Here is a 14,981-nt window from a genome sequence, read left to right on the forward strand (position 1 = left end):
CCGGGCGGCCCGCGGCGGCGCCCGTCCGCCCGCTCCGGGCAAGCGCCCGGCCAAGCCCTCCGCCCGGTCGCGCGCCGCCGAGCCGGGGCCCGAACGGGATCCTCGCCAGGCCGCGGGGCGCGACCGCCGTCCGCGGGGCCAGGGCCGTCCGCCCGCCCCGGATCCGACGAAGCGCCGGTCACGCGACCGCAGGCCCGCCCCGGAGACCGGGGCGGGGCGCGAGCGCCGCTGGGGCCGCAAGCGGCGGCAGCCCGACGCCCAGGCCGCCGTGCAGATGCCGCACGACGAGTGGCAGGGGCCGGCGGACGAGTGGCAGGGGCACGCGCCCCACGGCCAGGGAGCGCCCGCCGACTGGCAGGAGCCCGGCGAGCAGTGGCACGGCCAGGCGGAGGACTGGCGGACCACCGGGGGGCAGCCCGTCCCGGACTGGCAGCAGACGGCCGCCGAGTGGGCGGGGCAGGACGAGCAGTGGCAGGAGCCGCCCGCCGGGTGGCAGGACCCCCAGGCCGGCTGGCAGGACCCCGAGTCCGCGTGGCAGGACCCTCAGACCCGGTGGCAGGACGCCGAAGCCGAATGGCAGGACGGGCAGCACGCGCAGGACGGCGGCCCGCACCAGGGCGCCGAGCCCGACAAGCCGGCCAAGAAGCGCCTGCGGGGCAGGAAGGGTGAGCGCACCCGGCGCCCGCGGGGGCCGGCGGGCCGGCCGGACGCCGAACGCCCCGCGCGCGGGCCGGAGGGGCCGGGCCGCGACCCGTCCGCGGGCCGGCGGCCGAAGAAGGCGGGGCGCGCGGGCTCGCTGCCGCCCCGGGTCTTCTACGGCGCCGCCGGCGCCCTCGCCGTGGTCTTCCTGGTGGGGGCGCTGGCCGTGGTGCTCGTGGGCGGCGGCGACGGCGCCTCGGACGGGCGGCAGGCCCCCCAGAGCATGGGCCGCAGCCCGGCCGCCAGCGGACCGGCGCCCGCGTCGTACTCCAGTTCGCCGTCCACCGAGGCGTACCGGGGCATCGCCCAGCGCTCGGCCGACCGGACGCCGCTGACCGCGGCCGAGGCGTTCCCCGAGTCCGCCGACAAGATCACCGTCCAGGACGCCGGGATGCGGCTGACCCTGAAGGTCAAGAGCCTGGACGCCGACTGCTCGCTCGCCGTGTGGGGCACCGACATGGGCGGGCGGCTGCGCGAGCACGGCTGCACCCAGGCGGCGCGTACCCTGTACGCGGACGACGGCGGCGAGTACGCGCTGTCGGTCACGGTGTTCAACCTGAACTCGGTGACGGACGCCGACCGGTTCGTCGACGAGATCGGCCAGGGGCGCGGCGGCGGCTTCGTCCGCCCGCTGCCCGCCGCGTCGCCGCTGGACCGCTTCGGCCAGGGCTTCGGCATGGCCCGGGGCCTGGCGATGGGGCACTACGCGGTGGTGGCCTGGGCGCAGCGCCTGGACGGCAAGGGCGACGAGACCGACGAGACGCTGCTGTCGCTGCTGATCGAGGGCGGCAAGGCCCCGGGCCCGCTCGGCCGCGCGGCCCGCGCCTCCTGACCACCGCCCCGCCCCGCGCGAGGGCCGGCCGGCCGGTCGTCGCCGCCCCGCCCGTGACGCGTCCGAGAATCTCGCGTACCGGCGGGTGACGGCGGAGTGACGGTGGGAAACCCGGTTGCGCGCAGGGTTCGGCACCGCACGCGGGGGAATGATGCGGATTGCCGGGGTGTTGCGGCGTTCACCATGTGAACATCCGAAGCGGTGATGATCATCACCGTGCGCCGGGCGTTTTGTGGTGGTATGTCGTCGGTATCCTTGGTTGGACTGACCAGTCACGCACGCGCCGGGAACGCGGACACGGGGGAAGTTTCGCGATCATGGCGTGTCGGGGATGATCCCGACAGTGATGTAATGTCATCTCACCGCAGCAGGGCCAACGTCGTCCCGAGCTTGCACTGACCCCTTAGCAGTGACACGACGACGACGGGAGGGTTGATGGCTGCTGCTGCGCTCACACCGGGTGCTCCCCAGAACCAGGGGCTGTACGACCGGTCCTTCGAGCACGACGCCTGTGGCGTCGGCATGGTGGCCGACCTGCACGGTCGCAAGAGCCATGACATCCTTCGCAAGGCCCTGACCGTCCTGAAGAATCTGGACCACCGCGGCGCCGTGGGCGCCGAGCCCGACGACGGCGACGGCGTGGGCATCCTCACCCAGATCCCCGACGCGTTCTTCCGCGAGGTCTGCGACTTCGCGCTGCCCCCGGCCGGCGCGTACGCGGCGGGCATCGCGTTCCTGCCCACCGACCCCGACGAGCGGGCCGCCGCCGTCGCGCACATCGAGACGCTGTGCGTGGAGGAGGGCCTCACCGTCCTCGGCTGGCGCGCGCTGCCGCACGACCCGAACTTCGCCGGGCCCGCCGCCCGCCGCGTCATGCCGCACTTCGCCCAGCTGTTCGTGACCGCCGCCGAGGGCGGCGAGCACGCCGGCAAGACCGGCATCGAGCTGGACCGCGTGGTGTTCTGCATGCGCGAGCGCGCCGAGCAGGACGTCAAGGTCTACTTCCCGAGCCTGTCGGCGCGGACGATCGTCTACAAGGGGATGCTCACCACCCCGCAGCTGGAGCCGTTCTTCCCCGACCTGTCCGACCGCCGCTTCGCCAGCGCCATCGCCCTGGTGCACTCGCGGTTCTCCACCAACACCTTCCCGGCCTGGGAGCTGGCCCACCCCTACCGGTTCATCGCGCACAACGGCGAGATCAACACCGTCAAGGGCAACCGGAACTGGATGCGGGCCCGCGAGGCGCTGCTGAAGTCCGACCTGATCCCCGGCGACCTGTCGCGCGTCTTCCCGGTCATCGACATCGAGGCCAGTGACACCGCCTCCTTCGACGAGTGCCTGGAGCTGCTGCACCTGGGCGGCCGGTCGCTGCCGCACGCGGTGCTGATGATGATCCCGGAGGCGTGGGAGAACCACACCGGGATGGACCCCGACCGGCGCGCCTTCTACGAGTTCCACTCCACGCTGATGGAGGCGTGGGACGGCCCGGCCAGCGTGTCGTTCACCGACGGCACCGTGGTCGGCGCGGTGCTGGACCGCAACGGCCTGCGCCCCGGCCGCTACTGGGTCACCGACGACGGCCTGGTCGTGCTGGCCAGCGAGGCCGGCGTGCTGGACATCCCCGCCGCCAAGGTGGTCCGCAAGGGCCGCCTGCAGCCGGGCCGGATCTTCCTGGTCGACACCGAGGCCGGGCGGATCATCGAGGACGACGAGGTCAAGGCCGAGCTGGCCGCCCAGCACCCCTACGGGCAGTGGCTGCACGAGGGCCTGGTCCGGTTCGAGGAGCTGCCCGCCCGCCAGCGCGAGGTCCCCACCCACGAGACGCTGGTCAAGCGGCAGCAGACCTTCGGCTACACCCTCGAAGAGCAGCGGGTGATCCTCACCCCGATGGCCCGCACCGGCGCCGAGCCGGTCGGCTCCATGGGCACCGACACCCCGCTGGCGGTGCTGTCGCAGCGGCCGCGCCTGCTGTACGACTACTTCAAGCAGCTGTTCGCCCAGGTCACCAACCCCCCGCTGGACGCGATCCGCGAGGAGCTGGTGACGTCCCTGCAGTCCACCCTCGGCCCCGAGGGCAACCTGCTCGAACCCGGCCCGGACTCCTGCCGCCGGCTCGTGCTGCCCACCCCGATCCTGGACAACGGCGAACTCGCCAAGATCATCCACATCAACGACGAGGGCGCGCTGCCGCACCTGCAGGCGCACGTCGTGCACGGCCTGTACGAGGTGAGCGGCGGCGGCGAGGCGCTGCGGACCCGCCTGGAGGAGATCTGCGCCGAGGTGTCGCGCGCGATCGCCGCCGGGGCCCGCATCATCGTGCTGTCGGACCGCGGCGCCGACTCGGCCCGCGCGCCGATCCCGGCGCTGCTGCTCACCGGCGCGGTGCACCACCACCTGATCCGGGAGAAGGCCCGCACCCGCGTCGGCCTGGTGGTGGAGACCGCCGAGGCCCGCGAGTGCCACCACATGGCGCTGCTCATCGGGTACGGCGCGTCCGCGATCAACCCGTACCTGGCCATCGAGACCGTCGAGGACCTGGTCCGCACCGGTGACATCGCGCTCGACGCGGCCACCGCCGTACGCAACCTGATCAAGGCGTACGGCAAGGGCATCCTGAAGATCATGTCGAAGATGGGCGTGTCCACGGTGGCCTCGTACACCGGCGCGCAGATCTTCGAGGCGATCGGCCTGGGCGCCGAGGTGATCGACCGGTGCTTCACCGGCACCACCTCCCGCCTCGGCGGCGTCGGTTTCGATGTGCTGGCCCGCGAGGTCGCCGAACGGCACCGCCGCGCCTACCCGCCGCGCGGTGTCGAGCCCGCGCACCGCACCCTGGAGGTCGGCGGCGAGTACCAGTGGCGCCGCGAGGGCGAGGAGCACCTGTTCAACCCCGAGACGGTGTTCAAGCTCCAGCACGCCACCCGCACCCGCCGCTACGAGATCTTCAAGGAGTACACCCGCCGGGTGGACTCCCAGGCCGAGAAGCTGATGACCCTGCGCGGGCTGTTCCGGCTGCGCGAGGGCGTGCGGCCGCCGGTGCCGATCGAGGAGGTCGAGCCGGTCAGCGAGATCGTCAAGCGGTTCTCCACCGGCGCGATGTCCTACGGGTCCATCTCCGCCGAGGCGCACGAGACGCTGGCCATCGCCATGAACCGGCTGGGCGGCAAGTCCAACACCGGCGAGGGCGGCGAGGACCCCGAGCGGTTCACCCCCGACCCCAACGGCGACCTGCGGCGCAGCGCCATCAAGCAGGTGGCGTCCGGCCGGTTCGGCGTGACCTCCGAGTACCTGACCAACGCCGACGACCTGCAGATCAAGATGGCGCAGGGCGCCAAGCCCGGCGAGGGCGGCCAGCTGCCCGGCCACAAGGTCTACCCGTGGATCGCCAAGACCCGGCACTCCACCCCGGGCGTGGGCCTGATCTCGCCGCCGCCGCACCACGACATCTACTCGATCGAGGACCTGGCGCAGCTCATCCACGACCTGAAGAACGCCAACCCGTCCGCGCGGGTGCACGTCAAGCTGGTCGCCGAGGTCGGCGTCGGCACCGTCGCGGCCGGGGTGTCCAAGGCGCACGCCGACGTGGTGCTGATCTCCGGGCACGACGGCGGCACCGGCGCGTCCCCGCTGACCTCCATCAAGCACGCGGGCGCGCCGTGGGAGCTGGGCCTGGCCGAGACGCAGCAGACGCTGCTGCTCAACGGGCTGCGCGACCGCATCGTCGTGCAGACCGACGGGCAGATGAAGACCGGCCGCGACGTGGTGATCGCCGCGCTGCTCGGCGCCGAGGAGTACGGCTTCGCCACCGCCCCGCTGGTGGTGTCGGGCTGCGTGATGATGCGGGTGTGCCACCTGGACACCTGCCCGGTCGGCGTGGCCACCCAGAACCCGGTGCTGCGCATGCGGTTCAGCGGCAAGCCCGAGTTCGTGGTGAACTTCTTCGAGTTCATCGCCGAGGAGGTCCGCGAGTACCTGGCCGCCCTGGGCTTCCGCTCGCTGGACGAGGCGATCGGGCACGTCGAGCTGCTCGACACCACCCGCGCCGTCGACCACTGGAAGGCCGCCGGCCTGGACCTGTCGCCGATCCTGCACCGGCCCGAGCTGCCCGAGGGCACCGCGCTGCGGCAGGTCGCCCAGCAGGACCACGGCCTGGAGAAGGCCCTGGACAACACGCTGATCCAGCTGGCCGAGGGCGCCATCGAGCACGGCCGCCCGGTGCGCCTGGAGATGCCGATCCGCAACGTCAACCGCACCGTCGGCACCATGCTCGGCCACGAGGTGACGCGGGCGCGCGGCGCCGACGGCCTGCCCGACGACACCATCGACATCACCTTCACCGGCTCGGCCGGGCAGTCGTTCGGCGCGTTCGTGCCGCGCGGCATCACGCTGCGGCTGGTGGGCGACGCCAACGACTACGTCGGCAAGGGCCTGTCGGGCGGGCGCATCACGCTGCGGCCGCACCCCGACGCGCCGTTCGCCGCCGAGGACCAGATCATCGCGGGCAACGTGCTGCTGTACGGGGCGACGTCCGGCGAGCTGTTCGCCCGCGGCGTCGTCGGCGAGCGGTTCTGCGTGCGCAACTCCGGCGCCACCGCCGTGGTCGAGGGCGTCGGCGACCACGCCCTGGAGTACATGACCGGCGGCCGCGCGGTCATCCTCGGCCGCACCGGCCGCAACCTGGCGGCCGGCATGTCCGGCGGCATCGGCTACGTCCTGGACCTGGACCCGCAGCTGGTCAACCCGGAGATGGTCGACCTGGAACCGCTCACCGCCGAGGACGCCGAGTTCGTCCGCGGCCTGGTCCAGCGGCACCTGGCCGAGACCGGTTCCACGGTCGCCGAGAAGCTGCTGGCCGACTGGGAGGGCTCCGCCGCCCGGTTCACCAAGATCATGCCGCGTGACTACCGGCGCGTCCTGGAGGCCATGGCCAAGGCCGAGGCCGAGGGACGCGACGTCGACGAGGCCGTCATGGCCGCCGCCAAGGCCTGAGGAAGGGGGTTTCCACACTCATGGCAGACCCGAAGGGTTTCCTGACCGTCCAGCGGGAGCTCCCGAAGCGCCGCCCGGTCGACGTGCGCATCAAGAGCTGGCGCGAGGTCTACGAGGACTTCGGCCCCGACCGCCTGGAGAAGCAGGCCAGCCGCTGCATGGACTGCGGCATCCCGTTCTGCCACCAGGGCTGCCCGCTCGGCAACCTCATCCCCGAGTGGAACGACCTGGTGTACAAGCGGGACTGGCAGGCGGCGATCGAGCGCCTGCACGCCACCAACAACTTCCCCGAGTTCACCGGGCGGCTGTGCCCGGCGCCCTGCGAGAGCGCCTGCGTGCTGGGCATCAACCAGGACCCGGTCACCATCAAGCGGGTCGAGGTCGAGATCATCGACCGGGCCTGGGCCGAGGGCTGGGTGCGCCCGCTGCCGCCGCCGGTCAAGACCGGCAAGAAGGTCGCCGTCGTCGGCTCGGGCCCGGCGGGCCTGGCCGCCGCCCAGCAGCTCACCCGCGCCGGGCACGAGGTGTGCGTGTACGAGCGCGCCGACCGCATCGGCGGGCTGCTGCGCTACGGCATCCCCGAGTTCAAGATGGAGAAGCGGCACCTGGACCGCCGCATCGCCCAGATGCGCGCCGAGGGCACCGAGTTCAAGACCTCGGTGAACGTCGGCGTCGACATCACCGCCGACGAGCTGCGCGCGCGGTACGACGCGGTGCTGCTGGCGGGCGGCGCCACCGCCTGGCGCGACCTGCCCGTCCCCGGCCGCGAGCTCAAGGGCATCTACCAGGCCATGGAGTACCTGCCGCTGGCCAACAAGGTGCAGGAGGGCGACATGGAGGAGTCGCCCGTCACCGCCAAGGGCAAGCACGTCGTCGTCATCGGCGGCGGCGACACCGGCGCCGACTGCATCGGCACCGCGATCCGCCAGGGGGCGCGCTCGATCACCCAGCTGGAGATCATGCCGCAGCCGCCCGCCACGCGGCCCGACCACCAGCCGTGGCCGACGTACCCGATGCTGTTCAAGATGGAGAGCGCCCACGAGGAGCTCGCCGACATGGGCGGCGACCGGCTGTACGCGGTGTCCACCCAGGAGTTCCTCGGCGACGAGGACGGCAACGTCCGCGCCCTGCGCCTGGTGGAGGTGGAGGGCCCGCAGACCGGGTTCAAGCCGGTCCCCGGCACCGAGCGGGAGATCCCCGCCGAGCTGGTCACCCTCGCCATGGGCTTCCTCGGCCCGCAGCGCGAGGGCCTGCTGGAGCAGCTCGGCGTGCAGCTCGACCAGCGCGGCAACGTCGTCCGCGACGCCGACTACGCCACCTCGGTGGACGGCGTGTTCGTCGCCGGCGACATGGGCCGCGGCCAGTCCTTGATCGTCTGGGCGATCGCGGAGGGCCGGTCCGCCGCGCACGGCGTCGACAAGTACCTGTCCGGCGACACGGTGCTGCCGTACCCGATTCCCCCCACCGCGCGGCCGATCGCGTAAAAGATTCACGTACCATCGGGTAAGAAATGTTCGAGGCCGGCCCCGGCGCCCGGGGCCGGCCTCAACCATGGTGCGCCTGCGAAGGGGGGAGCCGGATGCCGCGCCGCCGGATCGACGTCACCACCTGGTACCTGGAGCAACGCGATCCCGGCGAGCTGAATCCGGCCCGCGAGACCTCCGCCGACATCGTCCGCGCCGAGGTCGTCCTCCCCGAGCTGAGCCGCTTCCTCTACAGCGCCGTCGGCGGCGACTGGTACTGGACCGACCGGCTGTCCTGGACGTACGAGCAGTGGCGCAACTGGCTGGAACGGCCCGGCGTCGAGACCTGGATCGCCTACGCCGGCGGCGCCCCCGCCGGGTTCGCCGAACTCGACCCGCAGCCGGACGGCCAGGTCGAGCTCGCCTACTTCGGCCTCCTGCGCCCCTTCCACGGCCGGGGCCTCGGCGGCCACCTGCTGAGCGTCGCCGCCGCCCGCGCCTGGGACCTGGCCGACCGCTGGCCCGGCCGTGAGGCCACCACCCGCGTCTGGCTGCACACCTGCTCCCTCGACGGGCCCGCCGCCCTGCCCAACTACCAGTCCCGCGGCTTCCGCGTCTACGACACCAGGGTCAAGACCAGGGAGGTGCCCCACCAGCCCCCCGGCCCCTGGCCCGGCGCCCGCTGACTGTTCCCGGCCGTCCCCGCGTCCGGTGGAGCGGTTCACTCCTGCCAGCGGGAGCCCGCGTAGGTGCGGATGATCCGGGCCAGCTGGTCGCTGTCGCGGTCCAATTCGCGGAGGTGGGCGAGCACCACCCAGTTGCGCTCCTGGCGGTCGCGGTGGAGGGGCAGCGTGTACGGGCGGATGAGCGAGCTGCGGCGGGGGGTGGGGATGCCCGGCGCGGGCGACACCACCAGCATCAGCGGGCGGGACCCCCTGACGCGCAGCATCGACACCCGGGTGAGGTGCTCCCACCCGTAGAAGGTGGTGCGTCCGCCGTAGCGCACCTGGATCCCGGGCGTGCCGACGTGCACTTCGTACGGCTGCGCGACGGCGAGCAGGTGGTACACGGCACTGCGCAAGGCGCCGACCATGCCCACCACGTACACGGCCCCCAACAGCACCTCAGACGGCGTCCGGTCCGGGTTGTTCATCAGCAGGGCCACGAGGAAGAACGCGAAGGCGATGACCAGCACCAGGGATCCGGCCAGGCTCAGCGCCTGCGCCGTCCTGCGTCCCTTCAGGGTCACCCATTCGGGGACGGACGGCACCGGGGGAGGGGCCGTGACCGGCGGGGCGGGCTCCGGGGGCGGTCCGGTGAGCCGGCGCGTCCCGTCGGTGTCGGGCGGCGGGACGGCGGTGACCCGCTCGGTGACCATGGTGCGCACCGGGCCGGGCAGCCACGCCGTCGGCGCCTCCCCGGGCGGGGCGTCCGACAGGCGGCCGAGCAGCTGCGCGGCCGTGGGACGGCGGCCGGGGTCCTTGGCCAGGCACGCGGCCACCACGTCGCGCAGGGAGGCCGGCACGCCGTCCAGCACGGGCTCCTCGTGGAGGGTGCGGTGCAGCAGCGCCTGGACGGGGCCGTCGCCGAAGGGGCGGACGCCCGCGGCGTGGCACAGGACGACGCCGAGCGCGAACACGTCGGCGGGCGGACCGGCCGGCTCGTCGTTGAGCCGCTCGGGGGCCAGGTAGCCGGGGGTGCCGGACACCGCGCCGGGACGGGTGAGCGCGGTGGCGTCCAAGGCCCGGGCGATGCCGAAGTCGATGACGCGGGGCCCGTCGTCGGCGAGCAGGATGTTGGACGGCTTCAGATCGCGGTGCACCAGCCCGGCCGCGTGGACGGCCTCCAGGGCCTCGGCCAGCCCCGCCCCCAGCCGCCGCACCGTGGCTTCGGGCAGCGGGCCGTGCTCGGCGAGCACCTCGGCCAGCGACGGCCCGGCGATGTAGGCGGTGACCAGCCACGGCGGGTCGGCGTCGGGGTCGGCGTCCACCACGGGCGTGGTGTGGAACCCGCCCACGGTGCGCGCGGCCTGCACCTCGGCGGCGAAGCGGCGGCGGAACTGCGGGTCGGCCGCCAGCTCCGGGTGGACGACCTTGACGGCGACCGCCCTGCCGCCGGGGGAGACGCCGAGATACACCCGGCCCATCCCGCCGGCGCCCAGCCTGGCCCGCAGGCGGTAGCGGCCGATGCTGCGGGGGTCGTGCGCGGCAAGCGGCTGCATCGCACCCTTCCCAACGTCCGGTGACGATCGATGCGTCCGGCCCGTTTCTACCGGTCCGGCGCGGCGGCGCGCCACCGCGCCGGACCGGGCGGCCGTCACCGGGGGAACCGCGCCACCCAGCGGCGCTGCCAAGGGGTCTCGACGGCGCGGGGGTGGTGGTGCTCGCGCGCCCAGGCGACGGCGTCGGACGGGGCGACGCCGGACAGCACGGCCAGGCAGGCGATGACGGTGCCGGTGCGGCCGACACCGCCGCCGCAGGCGACCTCCACGGCCTGGCCCGCGCGGGCCCGTTCGTGCAGTGCGCGGATCGCCCGGACGGCGCCGTCGCGGTCGCGGGGGAGCAGGAAGTCGGGCCAGTCGATCCAGTCGGACGGCCACGTCAACCGGTCCTCGTGGCGGCGCCGCAGCCGGGAGGTGCCCAGGTAGAGGCCGAAGTCGGGCGCCGGGCCGTCGGGCGCGGGGCCGCGCAGCGCGCGCCCGCGGATCCACGCGCCGTCGGGGAGCCGGATGGCGCCGGGCAGCCGCGGGGCGCTCACCGGGCCACGCTCCCCAGGCGCCGCCGGGCGCGGTGGCCGGCGACGTTGACGCGGTTGCCGCACCGCTCGGGCATGCAGTAGCGGCGCTTCCCGGCCCGGCTGGTGTCGACGAACACGCCGCGGCAGCCGGGGGCGGCGCACGCGCGGAACCGCTCGCGGCCCAGCGTGCGGACGACGCCGAACAGCCCGACGCCGACGAGCGCCGCCAGCTCGTCGGCCAGCGGGGCGCCGGGGGCGGTCGGGACGTGCCACTGCCACCGGCCGGCGCCGTCGCGGTGCAGCACGGGCGCCAGACCGGCCCGCCCGATCAGCTTGGCCGCGCCCGCGACGGCGTGCTCCTCGGTCTCGGTCTCCAGGACGACGCGGATCTGCATGCGCAGCACGTGCACCAGGCGCAGGTCGTCGTCGGTCGGCGGCGGCGCGTCGAGCCGCACGCCGTGCTCGGCGAGGAACCGCGCGAGCGCGGCGGGGTCGGGGAGGGCGTCGCCGGCGGCGACGCGCACCGTGGGGGAGGTGTTGACCAGGTCGGACGCCACGGTCGCGCCGGTCGTGTAGTCGCTGAGAGGGATGATCACGGTCGGTCGCCGCTCCATTCATGTAACCGGTGAAACGAGACTATAACCCTTACAGAGGCGGGTCTGCCGCCGTTCCCGGGAAGCGGTGCGCACGCCGCGGCGGCCCGTCCGCGATCGGCCAGGGGGTTGACTGCGACCGCGAAACAGGGATCATCGCTCCTGGCCCCCGGCACCTGGTGCGCCGGCGTGACCCACGACTGGAGGCCGAGTGCGCCCGCCCACCCTGATCGCCCTGCTGGCCGCACTGATCGGCACGCTGCTGTCCGCCTGCGGAAGCAGCCGCGGCGAGTCGCTGCTCGACAAGAAGACCTGGGTGGTCGGCGTGCGGCCCGACCTGCCCGGGCTGGGGCTGCGGCGACCGGACGGCACGTTCGAGGGATTCGACATCGACGTCGCCCGCCATATCGCCCGCGACCTGGGACGGACGGTCGCATTCGTCCCGGTGCTGGCCGCCGACCGCATTCCGGCGCTGGAGGCGAAGAAGGCCGACCTGGTGCTGGCCACCCTTTCGGTCACCCCCGAACGCAAGACCCGCATCGCCTTCGCCGGCCCCTACCTCACCTCCTACCAGGACGTCCTCGTGCGCGCCGGCATGCCGGGCGTCACCGGCCTGCGCGATCTGAAAGGCCGCAGATTCTGCGCGGTGGAGGGCGCGGACCCCGCCACAAGGCTGCTGGCGGTCCGGGGAATGACCGCCACGCTCGTCCCCGCCCAGGACTACGACCGCTGCATGGCCCTGATGCGCTCGAACGGCGTCGACGCGATCACCACCAACGACGTGATCCTCGCCGGACTGGCCAAACGCGCGGGCGGGGGAATGCGGCTGCTCGGCGCGCAGATCGCCGAGCAGAACAGTGGAATCGGAATACGCCGCGGCGACCCGGACGGCTGCGAGGCGCTCAACGGCGCCATCACCCGCATGTACCAGGACGGGACCGCCGCGAAACTGCTGCGCAAATGGTTCGGCGGCACCGGGCTCGACCGGCGCCCCATCATCGAGGTGCCCCAGTTCGAGGGCTGCCTGTGAACGCCGCCGCCGGCGGGCGCCGTCACACGGCCGACCGCCGGTAGAGTCCAGCAGGTCGGTGCCCTGCGACCGCCACACCCCGAGCAGCGCCCTGCCGTCCCCCTGCCCCCGGACCGGTTCGAACTCCGCCCGCGTCGCCGGAATCAGCGTGATCACCCGCAATGCGGGCCGCCCCTGCTGATCACGGAAGACGTCGAAACCGTCTCCGGCGAAGGGGGCCGGCCGCCGGCAGGAACTCGATCCGCGAGCCGGGAATCAGCGGTTCGCAATCAACTCCTCGGGCGGCGTCGCGGTCACCTTCTGGAACCGCACACCGGTGCCGGCCGCCGACACCATCGCCATTTCGGAATCGGCGAGGAAAACGATGGAGAACCCCCGATTGCGCCCGTCGCCATGACCGGCCCCTGCGCTTTCACCGCCCGGCCCAGGTGGCGCCGCATACGGGCGAGCAGCCCCTCATAACGGTCCGGGTCTGCAGAGGGACAACTCACCGGCCAGATCTTAGGGGGACGCCCTCCGCGCACCGGACGCACCGTCCGCGGGCGGCCGCTCACCCTGCGTGCCGGAGGCCGGCGGCCCAAGGCCGTTATGTGCGGTCGGTCAGGCGTTGTTCACCTGCGATCCGCCGGGACGTCAGTCGAGCGCTCTAGTTTCCCACCGGCGTTCCGACCGCCCCGGACCACCGGAACGCGCCAAAGTAACATTGAGTGATGAGGTGCGTACATGACCGTCGACCCTGACGACATCAGCTCCAACCCGTCGCACAACGCGACGTTCGGGCAGATCGTCCAGGCCCGCCTGTCGCGCAGGGCGGCGATCCGCGGCGGCACGCTGCTCGCCGCCGCGGGATTCCTCGGCGCCGGCGCGGGCACCGGCACCGCCGCGGCGGCGGTGACCGCGGCCCCGGCGTCCCACGGCCGCGGCAAGCGCGGCCTGCTCGGATTCAAGCCCGTCCCGACCGGCACCGCCGACAAGGTGACCGTCCCCGACGGCTACACCGCCGACGTCCTCATCCCGTGGGGGACGCCGGTGCGCGCCCGCGGCCCCAAGTGGAAGAAGGACGCCTCCAACACCGCGGCCGAACAGGCGCAGCAGATCGGCATGAACCACGACGGCATGCACTTCTTCCCCCTGCGCGGGGGACACGAAGGACTGCTGGTGCTCAACCACGAGTACGTGGACCAGGCGCTGCTGTTCCCCGACGGCGACACCGTGATGACCAAGGAGAAGGTCGCCAAGGCCCTCGCCGCCCACGGCGTCAGCATCGTCAAACTCGCCCGCGTCAAGGGCCGCTGGCACCACGTCGACTCCCGCTACAACCGCCGGATCACCGGATCGACCCCCGTCACGTTCTCCGGGCCGGTGCACGCCGGCCACCCCGCGCTCAAGGCCGAGAACCCGCCCATGGGCACGCTCAACAACTGCTCCAGCGGCGCCACCCCCTGGGGCACCTACCTGGCGTGCGAGGAGAACTGGAACAGCTACTTCGGCACCACCGACACCTCCTGGAAGCCGTCCCCCGAACTCGCCCGCTACGGGGTGAGCGCCGCGGGCGGCGGCTACAAGTGGCACACCGCCGACCCCCGCTTCGACGTCGCCGTCAACCCCAACGAGACCAACCGCTTCGGCTGGGTCGTCGAGATCGACCCGTTCAGCCCCCACCACACCCCCGTCAAGCGCACCGCGCTGGGCCGCATCAAGCACGAGAGCGCCACCGTCACCGAATCGCGCGGCCGCGTCGTCGTCTACACCGGCGACGACCAGGACGGCGAGTACGTCTACAAGTTCGTCGGCAGCGCCCCCTGGCGCCGGCTTCGCGCACGCGGCAAGAGCCCCCTCGACCACGGCACGCTCTACGTCGCCAGGTTCGACGACGACGGCACGGGCACCTGGCTGCCGCTGACCTTCGGCAAGGGCCCCCTCACCAAGGCCAACGGCTGGAAGGACCAGGCGGACGTGCTGCTGCGCACCCGCCAGGCCGCCGACGCCGTGGGCGCCACCAAGCTGGACCGCCCCGAATGGGTCGCCGTGCACCCCCGCAACAAGGACGTGTACCTCACCCTCACCAACGGCTCCGGCTGGGACAGCAAGGCCAACCCCCGCAAGCCCAACCCCTACGGCCACATCATCCGGTGGCGGGAGAGGCACGGCGACAACACCGCCACCTCCTTCGAGTGGGACATCTTCCTGCTGGCCGGCGACCCCGCCTACGACGCCAACGTCGCCCTGGCGCCCGAGGACGTGTTCGGCTCCCCCGACGGCCTGGGCTTCGACCCGAGCGGCCGCCTGTGGATCCAGACCGACGTGTCCAACTCCTCGCAGAACCTCGCCTCCAAGGGCTACGACAACATCGGCAACAACCAGATGCTCGCGGCGGACCCCCGCACCGGCGAGGTGCGCCGGTTCCTCGTCGGCCCGCGCGGCTGCGAGATCACCGGATTCGCCGTGACCCCCGACGGACGCACCCTGTTCGTCAACGTCCAACACCCGGGTGAGGCGACCACCGCCTGGGGCGCGCCGACCCCCGCCGACCCGCGCGCGGTCAGCAACTGGCCCGACTTCGACCCCGCGGGCCGCCCCCGCTCGGCCACCCTCGTCATCCGCAAGAAGGACGGCGGCGTCATCGGCACCTGACACCC

9 protein-coding genes are annotated in these 14,981 nt (G+C 73.3%); 6 read left to right on the plus strand and 3 right to left on the minus strand.

Annotated elements, in window-relative coordinates:
- From ABD879_RS10620 to ABD879_RS10635, 4 genes are all read left to right on the plus strand, one after another.
- Nucleotides 1-1,531 (plus strand): hypothetical protein (locus ABD879_RS10620; protein WP_345019991.1); only part of this gene is annotated, 1,531 nt, incomplete at its 5' end.
- A 435-nt stretch (nt 1,532-1,966) separates the two neighbouring features.
- On the plus strand, nt 1,967-6,520 hold the full coding sequence (gene gltB, locus ABD879_RS10625) for a glutamate synthase large subunit (protein WP_345019993.1): 4,554 nt from the start codon (nt 1,967-1,969) through the stop codon (nt 6,518-6,520).
- Between the two features lie 20 nt (nt 6,521-6,540).
- On the plus strand, nt 6,541-8,004 hold the full coding sequence (locus tag ABD879_RS10630; protein ID WP_345019995.1) for a glutamate synthase subunit beta: 1,464 nt from the start codon (nt 6,541-6,543) through the stop codon (nt 8,002-8,004).
- 95 nt (nt 8,005-8,099) lie between these two features.
- Complete coding sequence (locus tag ABD879_RS10635; protein WP_345019997.1) at nt 8,100-8,669, plus strand: GNAT family N-acetyltransferase; 570 nt, start codon at nt 8,100-8,102, stop codon at nt 8,667-8,669.
- Nucleotides 8,670-8,704: 35 nt separating this feature from the next.
- On the opposite strand, the gene ABD879_RS10640 is transcribed toward ABD879_RS10635, so the two are convergent.
- The 3 genes from ABD879_RS10640 to ABD879_RS10650 all read right to left on the minus strand — a co-directional run bounded on the left by ABD879_RS10640 (nt 8,705) and on the right by ABD879_RS10650 (nt 11,315).
- Complete coding sequence (locus ABD879_RS10640) at nt 8,705-10,204, minus strand: serine/threonine-protein kinase (protein ID WP_345020000.1); 1,500 nt, start codon at nt 10,202-10,204, stop codon at nt 8,705-8,707.
- A gap of 95 nt (nt 10,205-10,299) precedes the next feature.
- Nucleotides 10,300-10,740 carry a protein-tyrosine phosphatase family protein gene (locus ABD879_RS10645; protein WP_345020002.1) on the minus strand — a complete coding sequence of 147 codons (441 nt, stop codon included), beginning with the start codon at nt 10,738-10,740 and terminating at the stop codon, nt 10,300-10,302.
- A complete protein-coding gene (locus ABD879_RS10650) occupies nt 10,737-11,315 on the minus strand; it encodes a CGNR zinc finger domain-containing protein (protein WP_345020004.1) in 579 nt (192 codons plus the stop codon). Before ABD879_RS10650 ends, ABD879_RS10645 begins: the two co-directional genes overlap by 4 nt.
- A gap of 208 nt (nt 11,316-11,523) precedes the next feature.
- Here ABD879_RS10650 and ABD879_RS10655 point away from each other — a divergent pair, with 208 nt between their 5' ends.
- Both ABD879_RS10655 and ABD879_RS10660 read left to right on the plus strand, forming a co-directional pair.
- On the plus strand, nt 11,524-12,342 hold the full coding sequence (locus ABD879_RS10655) for a transporter substrate-binding domain-containing protein (protein ID WP_345020007.1): 819 nt from the start codon (nt 11,524-11,526) through the stop codon (nt 12,340-12,342).
- Nucleotides 12,343-13,065: 723 nt separating this feature from the next.
- Nucleotides 13,066-14,976 carry a PhoX family protein gene (locus ABD879_RS10660; RefSeq protein ID WP_345020009.1) on the plus strand — a complete coding sequence of 637 codons (1,911 nt, stop codon included), beginning with the start codon at nt 13,066-13,068 and terminating at the stop codon, nt 14,974-14,976.
- Nucleotides 14,977-14,981: the final 5 nt, after the last annotated feature.

This window comes from Actinomadura keratinilytica (genome assembly GCF_039539665.1).
GTDB lineage: Bacteria > Actinomycetota > Actinomycetes > Streptosporangiales > Streptosporangiaceae > Spirillospora > Spirillospora keratinilytica.